This is a genomic window from Alsobacter metallidurans (genome assembly GCF_014636935.1).
Lineage (GTDB): Bacteria > Pseudomonadota > Alphaproteobacteria > Rhizobiales > Beijerinckiaceae > Alsobacter > Alsobacter metallidurans.
Genome location: NZ_BMES01000001.1, coordinates 648,345 through 663,654, shown reverse-complemented (window position 1 = coordinate 663,654; position 15,310 = coordinate 648,345). Strand labels below are relative to the sequence as shown.

General features: G+C 69.8%; 15 protein-coding genes. 4 read left to right on the top strand and 11 right to left on the bottom strand.

What is annotated here, in order from left to right; translation table 11 throughout:
• Window positions 1-5 precede the first annotated feature (5 nt).
• Window positions 6-611 carry a CDP-alcohol phosphatidyltransferase family protein gene (locus IEV99_RS02860; RefSeq protein ID WP_188516208.1) on the bottom strand — a complete coding sequence of 202 codons (606 nt, stop codon included), beginning with the start codon at window positions 609-611 and terminating at the stop codon, window positions 6-8.
• 108 nt (window positions 612-719) lie between these two features.
• Here IEV99_RS02860 and apaG point away from each other — a divergent pair, with 108 nt between their 5' ends.
• Together apaG and argE are read left to right on the top strand one after the other, a co-directional pair.
• Window positions 720-1,112 carry a Co2+/Mg2+ efflux facilitator ApaG/CorD gene (apaG, locus tag IEV99_RS02855; protein ID WP_188516207.1) on the top strand — a complete coding sequence of 131 codons (393 nt, stop codon included), beginning with the start codon at window positions 720-722 and terminating at the stop codon, window positions 1,110-1,112.
• Entirely contained in the window at window positions 1,112-2,287 is a 1,176-nt protein-coding gene (argE, locus tag IEV99_RS02850) for an acetylornithine deacetylase (RefSeq protein ID WP_188516206.1), read from the top strand. Before apaG ends, argE begins: the two co-directional genes overlap by 1 nt.
• A gap of 4 nt (window positions 2,288-2,291) precedes the next feature.
• Here argE and phoB read toward each other — a convergent pair whose 3' ends face one another.
• The 5 genes from phoB to IEV99_RS02825 form a co-directional block, all read right to left on the bottom strand.
• Entirely contained in the window at window positions 2,292-2,996 is a 705-nt protein-coding gene (gene phoB / locus IEV99_RS02845) for a phosphate regulon transcriptional regulator PhoB (RefSeq protein ID WP_188516205.1), read from the bottom strand.
• Between the two features lie 90 nt (window positions 2,997-3,086).
• The gene (locus IEV99_RS02840) at window positions 3,087-4,157 is read right to left on the bottom strand and encodes an ATP-binding protein (protein WP_188516204.1); all 1,071 of its coding nucleotides are present in this window, start codon (window positions 4,155-4,157) and stop codon (window positions 3,087-3,089) included.
• An 11-nt stretch (window positions 4,158-4,168) separates the two neighbouring features.
• On the bottom strand, window positions 4,169-5,248 hold the full coding sequence (locus IEV99_RS02835) for a lysylphosphatidylglycerol synthase domain-containing protein (protein ID WP_188516203.1): 1,080 nt from the start codon (window positions 5,246-5,248) through the stop codon (window positions 4,169-4,171).
• 94 nt (window positions 5,249-5,342) lie between these two features.
• A complete protein-coding gene (locus IEV99_RS02830) occupies window positions 5,343-6,416 on the bottom strand; it encodes a malate/lactate/ureidoglycolate dehydrogenase (RefSeq protein WP_188516202.1) in 1,074 nt (357 codons plus the stop codon).
• 196 nt (window positions 6,417-6,612) lie between these two features.
• On the bottom strand, window positions 6,613-6,870 hold the full coding sequence (locus tag IEV99_RS02825; RefSeq protein WP_244643507.1) for a hypothetical protein: 258 nt from the start codon (window positions 6,868-6,870) through the stop codon (window positions 6,613-6,615).
• Window positions 6,871-7,033: 163 nt separating this feature from the next.
• Here IEV99_RS02825 and IEV99_RS02820 point away from each other — a divergent pair, with 163 nt between their 5' ends.
• A complete protein-coding gene (locus tag IEV99_RS02820; RefSeq protein ID WP_188516201.1) occupies window positions 7,034-8,041 on the top strand; it encodes an aldo/keto reductase in 1,008 nt (335 codons plus the stop codon).
• 4 nt (window positions 8,042-8,045) lie between these two features.
• On the opposite strand, the gene otsB is transcribed toward IEV99_RS02820, so the two are convergent.
• Window positions 8,046-8,822 (bottom strand): trehalose-phosphatase, encoded by a 777-nt coding sequence (gene otsB, locus IEV99_RS02815; protein WP_188516200.1) that lies wholly within the window; start codon window positions 8,820-8,822, stop codon window positions 8,046-8,048.
• Window positions 8,823-8,955: 133 nt separating this feature from the next.
• Between otsB and IEV99_RS02810 the strand changes: the two genes are divergently transcribed.
• Window positions 8,956-10,104 carry an acyltransferase family protein gene (locus IEV99_RS02810; protein WP_188516199.1) on the top strand — a complete coding sequence of 383 codons (1,149 nt, stop codon included), beginning with the start codon at window positions 8,956-8,958 and terminating at the stop codon, window positions 10,102-10,104.
• Here the strand turns inward: IEV99_RS02810 and IEV99_RS02805 are convergent.
• The 4 genes from IEV99_RS02805 to asnB are packed head-to-tail and all read right to left on the bottom strand — an operon-like array spanning window position 10,083 to window position 15,266.
• The gene (locus IEV99_RS02805) at window positions 10,083-11,180 is read right to left on the bottom strand and encodes a glycosyltransferase family 4 protein (RefSeq protein ID WP_188516198.1); all 1,098 of its coding nucleotides are present in this window, start codon (window positions 11,178-11,180) and stop codon (window positions 10,083-10,085) included. The genes IEV99_RS02810 and IEV99_RS02805 overlap by 22 nt on opposite strands.
• On the bottom strand, window positions 11,180-12,673 hold the full coding sequence (locus IEV99_RS02800; protein ID WP_188516197.1) for a lipopolysaccharide biosynthesis protein: 1,494 nt from the start codon (window positions 12,671-12,673) through the stop codon (window positions 11,180-11,182). The genes IEV99_RS02805 and IEV99_RS02800 overlap by 1 nt, the downstream gene beginning before the upstream one ends.
• A 14-nt stretch (window positions 12,674-12,687) precedes the next feature.
• Window positions 12,688-13,464, bottom strand: a complete 777-nt coding sequence (locus tag IEV99_RS02795) for a WecB/TagA/CpsF family glycosyltransferase (RefSeq protein WP_188516196.1) — start codon at window positions 13,462-13,464, stop codon at window positions 12,688-12,690.
• Window positions 13,465-13,478: 14 nt separating this feature from the next.
• The gene (gene asnB / locus IEV99_RS02790) at window positions 13,479-15,266 is read right to left on the bottom strand and encodes an asparagine synthase (glutamine-hydrolyzing) (protein WP_188516195.1); all 1,788 of its coding nucleotides are present in this window, start codon (window positions 15,264-15,266) and stop codon (window positions 13,479-13,481) included.
• Window positions 15,267-15,310 lie beyond the last annotated feature (44 nt).

The following is a 15,310-nucleotide window of genomic DNA, read 5'->3' as shown; positions in this document are numbered from 1 at the left end:
CGCATTCATCGGAACGTCCGCCAGGCGAGGAGAACGCGGCTGGCGGCCGTGACGAGGCACATGAGCGAGAAGATCACGGCCAGCGTCGGAAAGGCGCGGGGGAACAGCATCATCAGGGCGAAGAAGCCGATGGTCTCGGCGCCCTCGGCCAACCCGGCCGTGAAGTAGATGGACTTCAGGCCGCGCGATGTCGTCTGCAGCCCGCGCTGCCCGGCGACCGTCGCGTAGGCCAGGAAGGTCGCGCCGTTCACATAGAAGCTGAACAGCAGCGTGGCGGCCGCGAGCGCATTGGCGTTGGGCGCGACAAACGCGAAGGCCAGCGGCACGGCGCCGTAGAAAACGAAATCCGACACGATGTCGAGGAAGCCGCCCAGATCCGTGCGCCGGGTCTGGCGGGCGACCGCGCCGTCGAGGCCGTCGCCGATCCGTCCGAGCGCCATCAGGGCGAGCCCCAGCGCAAAATCGCCCGCCGCGATCGCGGCCGCGCTCGCGATCCCGAAGCAGAGCGCCAGCCCCGTGATGGCGTTGGCGGTGAGGCCGAGGCGCACGCAACGCGTCGCGAGCCGCGCCAGCGGCGGGTCGATCAACCGCCGCGCCATTCCGTCCAACATGCCTGCTCCACGCTCCCGGCGCCCGCCGCCGAGCAAAGCCGATTCCCCTCCGCGGTGAAATGCTTTAGGACGCGAGCGCTTTCCGCAGCCCCCGGAGTTCACGCGACGATGTATCGGGCCGTCACCCGCCAGATCCAGGTCACCGTCACGCCCGCCTACATGGCGGACCAGTCGGCGCCTGAAAAGAAGCAATTCTTCTGGTCCTACACGGTCGAGATCGTAAACCTCGGCGCCGAGACCGTGACGCTGCTCACCCGCTGCTGGCACATTCGCGACTCGACAGGCGCCGTAAAGGAAGTGCGCGGCGAGGGCGTGATCGGCAAGCAGCCGACGATTGGACCGGGAGAGACGTTCAAATACACGAGCGGTTGCCCGCTGGAGACGCCGGAGGGCATCATGTCGGGCACCTACGGCATGCAGGGCCAGGACGGCGCGCATTTCGACATCGACATCCCGGCCTTTTCGCTGGACAGCCCCAACCGCCGCCGGGTGATGCACTGATGGCCGCCAAGCACGGAACCGCGATGACCCCCCTCGCCCTGCTCGAACGCTTGGTATCGTTCGACACCGAAAGCGCGCGCTCGAACCTCGACCTGATCGCCTTCGTGGAGCGCTACCTCGCCGACCTTGGCGTCACGTCGGTGCGCGTCCCCAACGAGACAGGCGACAAGACCGCCCTGTTCGCGACGATCGGTCCGACGGACCGCGGCGGGATCGTGCTGTCCGGCCATACGGACGTAGTGCCGGTCGCCGGCCAGGCCTGGACCAGCGATCCCTTTACGTTGCGGGTGGGGGACGGAAAGGCCTACGGGCGCGGCGCGGTGGACATGAAGGCCTTCGCGGCGATCGCGCTGTCGCTCGTGCCGGAGATGCAGGCGGCCGCGCTGAAGACGCCCATCCACATCATGCTCAGCTACGACGAGGAGCTCACCTGCCTCGGCGTGGTGGACACCATCCGGCGCATGGGCGTCGACCTGCCGCGGCCGCAGGCCGTGATCGTGGGCGAGCCGACCGAGCTGCAGGTGGCCGACGCCCACAAGAGCGTGGTCACGTTCAACACCTATGTGCACGGCTACGAGGCGCATTCGGCCAAGCCGGAGCTCGGCTCCAACGCGGTGTTCGCGGCCGGATGGCTGCTGCAGGAGCTGGACCGGCTCTCGGACGTCTACCGCGAAAAGGGCGACCCCACGGGCCGTTTCGACCCGCCCTACTCGTCGGTGCATGTCGGAACCGTGAACGGCGGCACGGCCCGCAACATCCTGCCGAAAATCTGCCACTTCCAGTGGGAGGTGCGCGGCGTGCCCGGGACCGACGAGGAAGAGGTCGCCCGCATGCTGCAGGATTACGCGCAGCGCGTGGTGGTGCCGCGCCTCACCCGGTGGGGATGGCCGGGCTCGGTCGAGACGCTGCTGGAGGTCGCGGTTCCGGGGCTCGCGCCAGACCCTGGTTCCGCCGCCGAGACGCTGGCCCTGCGGCTGGCCGGCCGCAACCAGACCATGACGGTGCCGTACGGCACGGAGGCCGGGCACTTCCAGCGCAACGGACTGCCGACCGTGGTGTGCGGGCCGGGATCCATCAACCAGGCACACCAGCCGGACGAATACATCACGCTGGACGAAATCGAGCGCGGCGTCGGCTTCATCCGGCGGCTGATCGCCAACTGCGCGGCGCAGTAGGGGCTCAGCGGCGCGCGAAGGTTTCGTCGAAGGAGTAGCCCGAGCCCCGCACGGTGCGGATCGGGTCCTTTTCGCGCGGGCGGTTGATGGCCTTGCGCAGGCGCCCGACATGGACGTCCACGGTGCGCTCGTCGATCTCGCTGTCGAGGCCCCAGACGCCGTCGAGGAGCTGCGAGCGCGTGAAGACGCGGCCGGGCTTCTCCATCAGGAATTCGAGCATGCGGAACTCGGTCGGGCCGAGGCGCAGCTCGCGGCCGCTGCGGCGCACGCGGCGGGTTTCGCGGTCGAGCGCGATGTCGCCGGATTCCAGCATGCTGGCGACCCGCTCGGGCGAGGCCCTGCGCAGCAAGGCGCGGACGCGCGCCACCAGCTCGGGCACCGAGAACGGCTTCACCACATAGTCGTCGGCCCCGGTCGCGAGGCCGCGGACGCGCTCGCTCTCCTCGCCGCGCGCGGTGAGCATGATGATGGGCAGGCGCTGGGTCTCGGGGCGCTGGCGCAGCCGCCGGCACAGCTCGATGCCGGAAAGGCCGGGCAGCATCCAGTCGAGCAGGATCAGGTCGGGGGTGCGCTCGCGGATGCGGATGTCGGCCTCGTCGCCGCGCGCCACAGCGTCGACCTGGTAGCCTTCGGCTTCGAGGTTGTAGCGCAACAACAGCGTCAGCGCCTCCTCGTCCTCGACGATCAGGATGAATGGGGCGGACGCCATCACGCGGTCTCCGGATGCTTCACAGCCTGCTGTGTATGACCGGTCCATGACATTCATATTACACTCCGCAACCCTTGCGGGCGGAGCCGTCTAGGGATTCGACTGCGGGATCGTGACGCGGAACGTGGAGCCCTCCCCGCGCCGGCTTTCCACCGCGAGGCGACCCCGGTGGCGGGTGGCGATGTGCTTCACCAGCGCGAGGCCGAGGCCCGTGCCGCTCTTGTCGCCGGTTTCGGCGCGGTAGAAGCGTTCGGTGAGCCGCGGCAGATCGGCGGGCGCGATGCCGGGACCATGGTCGCGCACCGACAAGCGCCCGTGCGGTCGCCCGCCGTCCTCCACGCTGTCGACCGTGATCTCGACCAGCTTGCCGGCCTGGCCGTACTTGATGGCGTTCTCGACGAGGTTGTCGGCGACCCGCAGCAGCTCGTCGCGATCGCCCGGCACGATCACGGGACCGGGGCTATCGATGCGGATCTCGACGCCCTTGTCCTCGGCCAGCGGCCGCAGCGTGTCGACCACCTGACGGGCCACGGCGGCGAGGTCCACGGGCGCGTCGGGGTGGCGATGCTCGCTCATCTCGATGCGCGACAGCGACAGGAGATCGTCGATCAGGCGAGACATGCGCTGCGCCTGGGCGCGCATGATGGCGAGAAAGCGTTCGCGCGCGACGGCGTCGTTCTTGGCCGGACCCTCCAGAGTTTCCACGAAGCCGAGCAGGGACGCCAGCGGAGTGCGCAGCTCGTGGCTGGCGTTGGCGACGAAGTCGACGCGCATTTTTTCCAGCCGGCGCGCTTCGGTGAGGTCGTGGAAGGCGATCAGGGCGGCGGGCTCGCCGGGCTCCCTGGCTTCGCCCGGCAGAGCGGACGCCCGGAAGGAAAACACCCGCTGCACGGGGACGCGCTCGTCGTATTCATCCGAAATCGGCCCCTCGCCGCGCACCGCGGCTTCGGCGGCGCGGATCAAGGCCGGCGCACGCAGCGCGAAGGACAGCGGCTTGCCGGGTGCGACGAACCGCCATGTCCGTCGCGCGGCGGCGTTGCAGAGCACCACCGTGAGAACGGGGTCGACCAGGATCACGGGGTCCGGGATTGCCTCCAGCACCGACGCCACGAACGCGTCGCGCGCGGGCGGCGGCGATGGGTCCTGCGCGGCGTCGTCCATCCCTGCGCCCCTCAGCCCGATCCGACCTCGACCTCGTCGTCGTCCTCATCCTCGCCCTCGTCGGCCCGGAAGGCTTTTACCCGGCGGACGATCTCCATGGCTCCGAGAAGCGCCAGCGCGAGAACGAAGGGTATGAGGTAGTAGCAGATCCGAAACAGCAGCAGCGCGCCGATCATCCCGCCATAAGGAAGCCGCCAGAAGGCGAGCAGCATGGTGCTCTCGAAAACGCCGAGGCCGCCCGGCGCGTGGCTGACGATGCCGAGGATGCACGCAAACGCGTAGATGGCCGCCAGCGTCTGAAACTCGACGCCATAGCCGGGCGGCAGCAGCACGTACAACACGGCGCTGGCGCAGCAGACTTCCGCCGCGCCGAGCACGATCTGGGCGAGCGAGACGCGGAAGCTGGGCAGCTCCAGCCGCCAGCGCTGCACCCGCACGGCCCGCCGCTTGGCCCCGACCCAGACCAGGTAGCCGGCGATCACGGCCAGCACGGCCGCGCCGATGAGCCGGTTCGCGTTCACGGCCAGGTGGTTGATGTCGGAAATGGCCGGCGCCTGCCAGATCAGCCCGAGGCCTACGACCGTGCCCATGCCGAGCAGGAAGGTGAGCCCCGCGATGGTGGTCAGGCTTGCGACCTTCCCGGGCGATACGCCGAGCGGCGCGTAGATCCAGTAGCGGACCGTGGCGGCCGTCACGAGCGGGAAGCCGAGCGTGAACGAGATGGCGTAGCTGGTGAAGGAGCCCAGCGCGGTGGTGCGGAACGGGATGCGCAGCTTGAGCTGGCGCAGCGCCAGCGCGTCATAGGCGGTGAGCAGCGTGTAGCTCAGCGTCACGAAGGCGAGCGCGATGGCAAGGTTCTCGAGCTCGGTCCTGGCGAAGGCGGCGCGCACGTCGGCGAGCTTCACCTCCGAGAGGATGCGCCAGAGCACCACGGCGGAGATCACGAACAAAAGCACGCTCGCGCCGGCGCCGATCCAGGCCCAGCGTCCGCGCGGCGCGTTCGGGCCGCCAAGCCTGCCGCTCGGCGAACCGGCGACGGCCGGGCCGGGCTCGGGCAGCTCGTCGCCCGAGCGCTCCTGCATGCGTGTCATTCCTGGGTCCGTGCTGGGCCGCGGCCCTCGCGGCGGCTCCTTATGGCCGCACCCGACCGGCCCCGCAAGCCCCGGGGCGGGCCGGCGACGCCGCTCAGGCCAGACCGGCTAGTGCCTGCAACTCCTCGCGCGGCAGGCCGACGGCGTCCGCCGCCTGCCCGATCTGCTCCCAGGTCGTCACGTCCACCGGCACGCCGTCGCGCTGGCGTTCGGCCCGGGTGCGCCGTTCGGGTTCGCCGGCGATCAGCACGGACGGATCGCGCCCCGGCGGGGGCGTTCGCGCCCATTCGATAAAGGCGTCGATCTGCGGAAAGAAGGTCTCGGCCGTACCCACCGCGTCGGGCGAGACAACCACCGAGAACATGTTGTTGACGATCGCCTGCCGGCGCTTGGGATGGTGCTGGGTGCCGCCGCCCGAAAGCGCGCCGGCCAGGAGCTCGCAGGCCAGCGCCAGCCCCCAGCCCTTGTGGTCGCCAAAGGGCAGCAGCGTGCCGCGGGGCTCCTCGAACAATGCGGCCGGGCTCGTGGTCGGCTCGCCCTCCCCGTCCAGAAGCACGCCGGGCGCGACATCCACGCCCTTGTTGTAGGCCACCCGCACCTTGCCGACCGCGAGCTTGCTGGTGGCGAAGTCGACGATGATCGGCTCCTGGCCGCGGCGCGGGATGCCGATCGAGATCGGGTTGGTGCCGATGCGGGCGGCGCGTCCGCCAAACGGCGCGACGGCGGGGTCGCTGATGACGTTGACAAAATGCAGCGACACCAGCCCTTCGGCCGCGCATTGCTCCGACCAGTGGCCGATGCGGCCGATATGGTGGCTGTTGCGCAGCGACAGGATGCAGCTGCCGTTTTGCCTGGCGCGGTCAATCGCGAGCGCGACGGAGTCGTGCGCGATAGTCTGGCCGAGCCCCATGCCGCCGTCGCAGACCAGCAGCGAGCCGGTGTCGACCGCCACCGTCGGGGCGGCGTTGAGCTTCATCTCGCCCGCCGAGAAATTCGTGATGTAGGCCGGGATCATGCCGACCCCGTGCGAGTCGTGGCCACGCAGGTTCGCCTCGACCAGATGGTCCGCCACGAGGCGCTGCTCGCGTTCGCTCGACCCCGCAGCCGCGAAAAGGGCGCGCACGGCGGCGCGCAGGTCAGCGTCCTTGATCCTCAGTTCTTGCGCCATCGGCGTAACCACCCTCGCGTCTGCCCTGGCGTTCCGTTTCGGCCGGGCTGTTTCGGCGCGAAGGTTAAGGGGCTGGAGCGTGTTGGCAAGTTTGGAAACGGCCGCGAGGGGCCGCTCTGCGCAGGGGGGCTTGGCGGGCGAGCCCCGGGTCCGAGGAGGACGGCGGACCCGGGGCACCCGTTCCAGCTTCGCGATCTCAGAAACGGGTTCCGGGATCTGTCGGCTGGCCGGGCAAGTAGTCCGGCTCTGAGCCGGGGCCTTGGGGATCGCCGATGGGCGTCTCCTCGGCCGGGTAGGGATCGTTCGGGCCGCTTGGCGGCGCGGGTTCGTCCGGGTCGGGCGCGGGCGGGGTCTCGGACGGAATGTTGCCGCCCGGAGCGGGATCGCGGCCGGGAACCACGCCCGGAATGGGCGGCGGCCCTGGCGAAGGGATGTCGATGGCGGGTTGCGGCATGGCGGCCTCCGTGTCGCGCAAACCTGATCGTTGTGCGCTGGGTCAATCCCGCCGCGGGGGAGCGGTTCCGCCCTGCGTCAAATGGGCGGCACGGGCGCGGCGTCGTGCATTGCAAACGCGCGCCGCCCAGCCGACCATCCGGGCGGGAACAAGGAGACGCGCCATGGACTACCGATCGCTTGGCCGCAGCGGCCTGAAGGTTTCGCCCCTGTGCCTCGGCACAATGATGTTCGGCGCGCAGACCGACGAGGCGACGTCCAACCGCATCGTCGCGCGCGGCCGCGAGGCCGGCGTCAATTTCATCGACACGGCCGACATGTATGCGGAGGGCCGCTCCGAGGAGATCGTCGGCCGCGCCATCAAGACCGAGCGTTCCTGGTGGGTGCTGGCCACCAAGGTCGGCAATCCGATGGGCCAGGGTCCGAACGGCCGCGGCTTGTCGCGCCGCTATGTCATGGAAGCCGCCGAGGCCAGCCTGCGCCGGCTCGGGACAGACGTGATCGACGTCTACTACCTGCACAAGGAAGACCACGAGACGCCGCTGGAAGAAACCGTGCGGGCGCTCGGCGACCTCGTGCGGCAGGGCAAGATCCGCTATTTCGGCCTTTCCAACCACCGTGGGTGGCGGGTGGCGGAGATCTGCCGCATCGCGGACGAACTCGGCATCGACCGCCCGGTGGTGAGCCAGCCCTACTACAACGCCATGAACCGCATGCCGGAGGTGGAGCACCTGCCGGCCTGCGGCCATCTCGGCCTTGGCGTCGTGCCCTACAGCCCGCTGGCGCGCGGCGTCCTAACCGGCAAGTACGACCCTGCACGGCCGCCGCCCGAGGGCACGCGCGCGGGCCGGCAGGACGCCCGCATGATGCAGACCGAGTGGCGGCCGGAGTCCCTGGAGATCGCCCAGGAGGTCCGTCGCCATGCGGAGGGGAAGGGGGCGTCGGCGTCCCATCTGGCGATCGGCTGGGTGCTGAACAACCGCTTCGTCACGGGCGTGATCGGCGGACCGCGCACCGAGGAGCAGTGGGCCGATTACCTCGCGGCGCTGGATTACCGCTTCACGCCCGAGGACGAGGCGTTGATCGACCGGCTGGTGCCGGCCGGCCACCCGTCAACCCCGGGCTACAACGATCCGGCCTATCCGCTCGAGGGGCGGCCGACACGCGGCTGATGCTCTAGACTTCGATCGGCGCACCCTCGGCCCAGCGGGTGAGCCGTTCGCGGAACGCGGTGGGACTCGGCAGGCGGAAGGGCGCGATGGTGGGGCCGTCGCCGATCCGGATCGCGAGGCCGCCCAATTCGAGCACGGCCTGGAACCCGTGCTCGTCCGTGACGTCGTCGCCCACGAAAACCGGGCGGCGGCCGCGGAAGGGATCCATGTCGAGAAAGGCCCGCACGGCCCCGGCCTTGCTCGCGAAAGCGGGCAGGATCTCGAGCACGCTCTTGCCGGTCTGGATGCGCCAGCCCGGCCCGAGGCGCTCCATCGCGGCGCCCGCCTGGGCGACGGCCTCGTCCTCGAGCTCGGGGGCGAGACGCCAGTGCAGCGCGACCGAGCGGCCCTTGTCCTCCAGCAGCAGACCCGGGTGACGCTTTGCGAAGGCGCTGAGCCGCTCGGCCACGTCGCGTAGCCCGGGATCATCGGCCCCGGCCCCCGCGAGCAACCTGCCGGCGTGGCGGGTTTCGACGCCGTGCAATCCGGCGGCGTCGAAGACATGGGGGGCCAGGAACTCGTCCAGCACGGCGATCGGCCGGCCGCTCACCAGCGCGAGGGCGCCGCCGCAGCGATCGCGCAGCCGTTCGAGCGTCTGGCCGAGGCCCGCCGCGACCACGACGTCCTGCGGCCGGGGGGCGAGATCCACCAGCGTGCCGTCGAAGTCCAGGAACAGCGCGAAGCCGTCCGCGTCCGGCCCGCCGGCGGGGGCGCGTGAGGGGCCGGGCTCGGACAGGGTCATGGCTTCAGGCTCTCTGGATGGGGTGGGCGCGGCGTCAACGCGCGAGGGCGGGCAGGGTTCGAAGCGAGCTTCGCTGTGGGCTTTCGTGGTTTCTCAACCATGGGTTGCGATTCCAGATCACGCAAAAGGGAATGTGAACGCCCCCCGCCTAGCCTGCCTGTTCATGGCGGACCAGCGCACTTCTTCGACCATACCGGGCCTCGACGGCCTGCGGGCGATCAGCATCCTGATCGTGATGATCTCGCATGCGGGATTGCAAGGCCTGGTGCCAGGCGTGTTCGGCGTCACGGTGTTCTTCGCGATCAGCGGCTACCTGATCACGCGGCTGCTGCTGGACGAGGTCGACCGCACCGGCACGATCGCGATCGGCTCTTTCTACGTTCGGCGCATGCTGCGGCTCTATCCGCCGCTGATCGCCTATGTGGCCGTGATGGCGCTCGTCGGCTATGCGGCGGGCGAGGCCGTCGACCCGCTCGGGGCCGCCAGCGCGCTGCTGTATTTCGCCAACTACGTGAACATCTTCACGCCGCACCGGCTCGACGGGATCGGCGGCCACCTCTGGTCGCTGGCCGTGGAGGAGCACTTCTACGCGTTCTACCCGCTGCTGCTCCTCGCCGTGCTGGCTGCCGGTCGCCGACTCGCGCCAGCGCTGTTGGCGCTTTGCGCCGTTTCGTTGGCGGCGCGTATCGGCGTGTCCGCGTTCTGGCCGGCGGTCTCGGTGGATTACACCGGCATGGCGACCGAGTGCCGGATCGAGGGCATTCTGGCCGGCGCGCTTGCGGCGATCGTTTACCGCAGCCCGGCGGCGGGGCTTCCGGGGCTGTTGCGCGATCCGCGCGTCGCCCTGCTGGCCCTCCCGGTGCTGGCGCTCACATTTTTGATCCGGGATCCGTGGTTCCGCCAGACGCTGCGCTACAGCGTGCAGGAGATCACCCTGGTCCCGATCATCCTGGCGGTGGTGTCGGCGCGCAGCGGCGGGCTTGTTCAGCGCGTCATGAACAGCGCGCCGCTGGTCGCCACCGGCAAGCTCAGCTACTCGCTCTATCTCTGGCACTTCGCCGGCTACGAGATCGCGCTCGGCCTCGTGCCGGGCGGCGGCTGGCGGCTGGCGATGGCCTATGCGCTCGGGATCGGGCTCGCGTTTGCGATCGCGTTCGCGTCGTATCGGCTGGTGGAGCAGCCGTTCTTCGCGCTGCGCCGCCGTTTCGGCTCGCATGTCCGTCCCGCCCTGGAGGACGAGGCCGGCGCGCAAGCGTCCGGTCAGGCGGCGAGATCGGCGTAGAGCCGGGCGTGATCCCGCAGGGTCGCGTCGATGCCGTAGCATTCGGCCGAGGCGGCGCCTTCCATCGCGAGGCTGCGCCTCAGCGTCGGGTCGGCGGCCAGCCGCGCGATGGCGTCCGCCAGTCCAGGAGCGTCTTCGGCGGCGAACAGCAGGCCATTGACGCCGTCCTGCACCAGGGCGGCGAGGCCTCCGACCTGGGAGGCCACCACCGGGACGCCGGCCGCCATGGCTTCCACGAGAGCCAAGCCAAATCCCTCCGAGCGCGACGGCATCACACAGACGTCGGCGTCGAGAAGCAGGTTTTCGACATCGGTCCGGCCGAACACGAAATCGACGCGGTCGGCCACGCCGAGCTCCCGTGCGAGCGCCTGCAACTCGGCCAGCCAGGGATCGCGCGCGCCGAGAGTGACGCCGGCCAGCGTGCACGCGGCCTCGACGCCCCGGCTTTTCAAGTTCGCAAGGGCGCGGATCAGGATGTCCTGCCCCTTCTCGGGGCTGAATCGCCCGACCTGAAGCAGGCGCAGCGGCCCGGTGGCGAAGCGTTCGCGGCGGGCGCCGCGAAACCGTTCGAGTTCGACGCCGTTCGGGATCTCGACGAGGCGCCGCGCCCCGATCGCGTCGCCCTCGCGGGCCGTCGCGGGTGAGATCGCCACGGTGGCGTCCACGCCGGCGCGGTAAAGCTGTCGCGCCATGGCGCCATAGCGCTCGGCCATGCCGAGGCAGTGCAGCGTGTAGACGACCTTGAGTCGCGGCCGGGCGAGCCGCAGCAGCATCGCCCATTTGCGGCTGCCTTCATTGTGTGTGTGGACGACCTGGACGCCGTGGCGGCCGACGATGCGCACGAGCTCCAGCATGTAGCGGGGATGCAGCCGCCCCTCCGGGCGTCCGAGGCGGTAGCAGGGGAAGCCGCACGCTTCCAGCTCGGCCATGAGGCCGGGATCGATCTCGTCGTTCATGATGCAGACGACGTAGCGCGCCTCTCGGTCTCTCCGGGCGGCCGACAACAGCGACACCAGCATGCGCTCGGCGCCGCCGACGCGCAGCGACGAGATGAGGTGCAGGACGACGGGCGCCATCAGGCCCTCCCGCCGGCGGGACGGACCCCGGCCATGTCGACGACATCTTCCGGCTCGTCGCCGCCCTGGGCCCAGGGTGTGAGCAGGACGGAGCGGATCGAGAAGCCGAAGGCCATCAGGAACGCCGCATAGACGACGCCGAACACCGTTCCACCGGCCGCGAGCTGAACGAAGGGGCTTCCCGCCGCCAGCATGGTCTCCACGGCCATCAGCACCCCGCCGGCGATCCCGGCGGCCGTGAGCACCAGCGCGATGCGGGCGACCGGAAGCCGGAACGGCAGCACGCGGCGCGACAGGAGAAAGCTCGAGATGGTCGACAGCGTGGTGGTGACCACGAAGCTCAGGCCGGCCCCGTCGATGCCCCAGCGCGAGATCATCACCACGGAGGTCACGGCTCCGACCACGGCCGGGATCGCCATCGAGATCAGATAGAGGTCGTTGCGCTTGGCCGTGTAGAAGGCGTTGTCGAACACGAAGAACTTCAAAGAGATCATCACCGCGCCGAACACAATGGACGGCAGCAGCGCCACAGCGTGCTCCCGGTAGGCCTCGGGCAGCAGCAGCCCGGCCAGTTGCGTGTCCAGCACCGCGATCGCGACCGCGGCCCCGACGCACAGCACGCAGGTGGTCACCAGCATGCCGGCCTGGAACCGCCCTGCCCCGACCGGCCCCTCGGCCGCGTAGCGGCGCACCAGCATCGGGAACGTGTAGGAGTTCAACGGCGCGATGAAGAGCTCGATCGGCTGCCGGCCGATCGCGTAGGCGGCGGCGTAGAGCCCCACCGCGGCCGCGCCGGCGAAATGGTTGATCACCAGGCGGTCGAACCAGGTCATCACCCAGGTCAGCAGCGCCGTGACAATCAGCGGCGCGCCAAAGCGCAGGGCCGCAAGGTAGCCCACCGTGGGAAAGCGCGGTCGGGCCAACGTGCGGAACGACGCCGCGAGGCTGGCGGCGGCCACGATGCCGCTGGCCAGCGACAATGCCACCGAGGGGGCGAAGAAGCTGTGCGTCATATCGGCCGTGATCCCGACCGCCGCCAGGATCGCGACGGCGCGCACGGCTTCCACGATGGCGATCTGCGAGTGGCGCTTGGCGATCTGCAGCAGCACGATGGCGAAGCGCACCAGACCGAGCCCGACCGTGTAGGCGACGAGCGCAATCCAGAACTCGAACGTGCGCGCAGGCTCCGTCATCGTGGCGACGAGCCACGAGAGCGCGACCCCGATGCCAGTGGCGCCGCCCGAGAGCACCAAAAGCCGTCCGAGCCGCAGCGGCCGAAGGCCATTGAGGCCCGCCTCGGTGCGCAGAGAATAAATGCGGATCCAGTTGGTGAGCGCCGTGTCGAGGATCTCGCCCACCGTGACGACGAGCACAAAGAGCCCGTATTCGGCCACCGGCATCCAGCGCGTGAGCACGATCAGCAGAACGAACATGGCGAGGCGCGGCGCGAGCGTCGCGGCCAGGTAGAAGAAATAGTCGGCTGGCTTGCGCATGGGGGGATGCTTGCTCAGGCGGCGCGCTTGCGGCGGGCGGGCGAAAGGCCGCCGATCTTGTGCGCCGCCAACTCACGGGCGAGCAGCACGGCGAACACCGCGTTGGTCTTGAGGTAGCGGCCCAGCATGCGACGCGGCTCCTGCAACATGCGGTGCAGCCATTCCAGGCCGAAGCGCTGCATCAGCGCCGGCGCGCGGGAGACCCGCCCGGCGACCACGTCGAAACTGCCGCCCACGCCCATCAGGAACGGTGTTCCGAGGGTGTCGCGCCAACGGCGCATGAAGCGCTCCTTGCGGGGCGTCGGCATGGCGATGAACAGGCAATGCGCGCCGCTGTCGCGCACGAGGTCGCGGATGCCTTCTTCCTCCTCCGGCTTGAAGTAGCCGTGGTGCGCGCCCGCGAAGACGAGCCCCGGATAGCGCCGCTGCAGTTCGGCCTGCGTTTCGGCGAGCACATCCGGCCTGGCGCCCAGAAGAAACGGCTTGAAGCCCCGGCGGGCGCATTCGTCCATCATGCGCAGGAACAGGTCGATGCCGGTGACGCGCTCGGGGACGGCGTGCCCCATCGCCTTCAGCCCGACCACGACGCCCATGCCGTCGAGGCCGATGATGTCGCTGTCGCGGATATCCTGGGCGAGATCGGCGTCGGTGCGCGCGTTGACGAGCTTGGCGACGTTCATGGCCACGTGCTGGCACCGCCTGCCGGAGCGCATCGCCACAAGGGCGCGGTCCACGGTTTCGTCCATAGTCGCGATGTCCATGGGGGTATCGAGCAGGCGAACGCGGATCATGGCTTGGCTCCCCTTCAGCTGATGGCGCGCAGGGCGCGGACGTTGCGGTCGAGGACCACGAAGGCCCAGATCTTGTCGGCGTAGTCGGCCTTGCCGCTCATGTGCAGGTCGACGATGCGCTCCATGGCGCCGGGGCGCAGGAAGTCGCGCTGCCAGGTGTTGGCCAGGGTGTCGTAGACGACGTCGCGAAGGCGGCCGCGGAACCAGCGGCCGAGCGGCATGTCGAAGCCGACCTTGCGGCGCTCGACGCATTCGGCCGGCAGGTAGCGCAGCGCGAGCTGGCGCAGCAGGTATTTCTGCTTGCGGCCGCGCAGCAGCATGTCGTCGCCCAGCGAGGCGGCGAAATCGCCGACGCTGCGCGTCACGAAGGGCACGCGCGCCTCGATGGAGGCGTGCATGGTGGCCCGGTCGGCCGCCGTCAGCATGTCGTCGGGCAGCCGGCGGCGCTGGTCCAGGAACAGGGCCTGCCGCAGCGTGTCGACGCCGTATTCGCCGGTGTTCACGCCGGAGAACATCTGGCCGACGAGATGCGGCTCGAACGGCATGCTCGTGCCCGGGAAGCCCTGGCGGCCGGAGGCCTGGCGCAGGAAATGGGCGATGCGACTGCGCGGGCCGGCGGCCTTTTCGGCCCAGCCGGCCAGCATCGGCACATGCGCGCCAAGGACGCTGAGGCGCTTGGCGAGGCGAAAGCGCCAATACTGGTTGTAGCCGCCGAAGAACTCGTCGGCGCCCTCTCCGGCCAGCACCACCTTGTAGCCGCTGTCGCGCGCGAACTGGGCGACCACGTATTTCAGCACCGAGGCGGGCTCGGCGTTGGCGTCGTCCATCACGCTCGGCCAGGAGTCGAGCAGGCCGAACACGGTCTCGTCGTTCATGAACTTCACCGAGTGGCGCAGCCCGTAGCGGCGGGCCACCGCCTGCGCGTAGGGGCTCTCGTCGAAGCGCTTGTCCTGGAAGCCGGCCGAGAAGCAGTGAAGATCGGGCGCATACCGGGCCGCGATCGCGGTGATCAGGCCGGAGTCGATGCCGCCCGAGAGCAGCGACGCGACCGGCACGTCGGAGACGAGATGCGCCTTCACGGAGGCGTGCAGCACGGAGTCGAGTTCAGCGAGCAGGTCGGCCTCGGAGGCGCGGCTCACCGGGATGTCCCGGTCCTGCACCCAGCGCTTCATCTCCACCGTGAACGCGCGCAGGTCGAACACCGCCATGCAGCCCGGGGGAATCTCGCGGATGTCCTGGAACATCGTGCGCGGCGCATGGGCGGCGCGGGAGGTGTAGTACTCCACCAGCGCCTGGCCATCGATGCGCTTGTCCGAGAACGGCATCAGCGCCTGCAGGGTGGAGCCGAACGCGAAGGCGTCGGCGGATTTCAGCACATAGGCCGGCTTGATGCCGTAGCGATCACGCGCGACGTAGAGCTTGCCCTGGGCCTTGTTGAGATACGCGAAGGCGAACATGCCGTCGGCGCGGTCCAGGAAATCGGGCCCCTGCGTGTTCAGCCCCTTCAGCAGCACTTCCGTGTCGGAACGGGACGCGTAGAGGGTGTTGGGCTGGCGCAGCTCCTCGTGATTGTAGATCTCGCCGTTGAAGACGATGATCCCGGCCTCGTCCTCCATCGGCTGCAAGCCACCCTCGGCGTCGATGATCGACAGGCGGGTGTGCACGAGATCCACCGCGCCCCGCCGCAGCGTGCGGGCGTCGTCGGGGCCGCGGCGCGCGAGCGTTTTCAGCGCCAGCGCGCAGAACCGCTCGCTCACCTCGGGCGAGGGATTGCGCTGAACCAGACCGGCAAATCCACACATCGACGACGTCCTGGGTTGGAGGGGGCGCGCGGCGGCCAGAGGGC

Coding starts and splice junctions, on each gene's coding strand:
- IEV99_RS02820 (WP_188516201.1), top strand. CDS start 7,034: ATGGACTACCGATCGCTTGGCCGCAGCGGCCTGAAGGTTTCGCCCCTG.
- IEV99_RS02805 (WP_188516198.1), bottom strand. CDS start 11,180: ATGGCGCCCGTCGTCCTGCACCTCATCTCGTCGCTGCGCGTCGGCGGC.
- phoB (WP_188516205.1), bottom strand. CDS start 2,996: ATGGCGTCCGCCCCATTCATCCTGATCGTCGAGGACGAGGAGGCGCTG.
- IEV99_RS02840 (WP_188516204.1), bottom strand. CDS start 4,157: ATGGACGACGCCGCGCAGGACCCATCGCCGCCGCCCGCGCGCGACGCG.
- IEV99_RS02860 (WP_188516208.1), bottom strand. CDS start 611: ATGTTGGACGGAATGGCGCGGCGGTTGATCGACCCGCCGCTGGCGCGG.
- otsB (WP_188516200.1), bottom strand. CDS start 8,822: ATGACCCTGTCCGAGCCCGGCCCCTCACGCGCCCCCGCCGGCGGGCCG.
- IEV99_RS02825 (WP_244643507.1), bottom strand. CDS start 6,870: ATGCCGCAACCCGCCATCGACATCCCTTCGCCAGGGCCGCCGCCCATT.
- IEV99_RS02795 (WP_188516196.1), bottom strand. CDS start 13,464: ATGATCCGCGTTCGCCTGCTCGATACCCCCATGGACATCGCGACTATG.
- argE (WP_188516206.1), top strand. CDS start 1,112: ATGGCCGCCAAGCACGGAACCGCGATGACCCCCCTCGCCCTGCTCGAA.
- asnB (WP_188516195.1), bottom strand. CDS start 15,266: ATGTGTGGATTTGCCGGTCTGGTTCAGCGCAATCCCTCGCCCGAGGTG.
- IEV99_RS02800 (WP_188516197.1), bottom strand. CDS start 12,673: ATGCGCAAGCCAGCCGACTATTTCTTCTACCTGGCCGCGACGCTCGCG.
- IEV99_RS02830 (WP_188516202.1), bottom strand. CDS start 6,416: ATGGCGCAAGAACTGAGGATCAAGGACGCTGACCTGCGCGCCGCCGTG.
- IEV99_RS02835 (WP_188516203.1), bottom strand. CDS start 5,248: ATGACACGCATGCAGGAGCGCTCGGGCGACGAGCTGCCCGAGCCCGGC.
- apaG (WP_188516207.1), top strand. CDS start 720: ATGTATCGGGCCGTCACCCGCCAGATCCAGGTCACCGTCACGCCCGCC.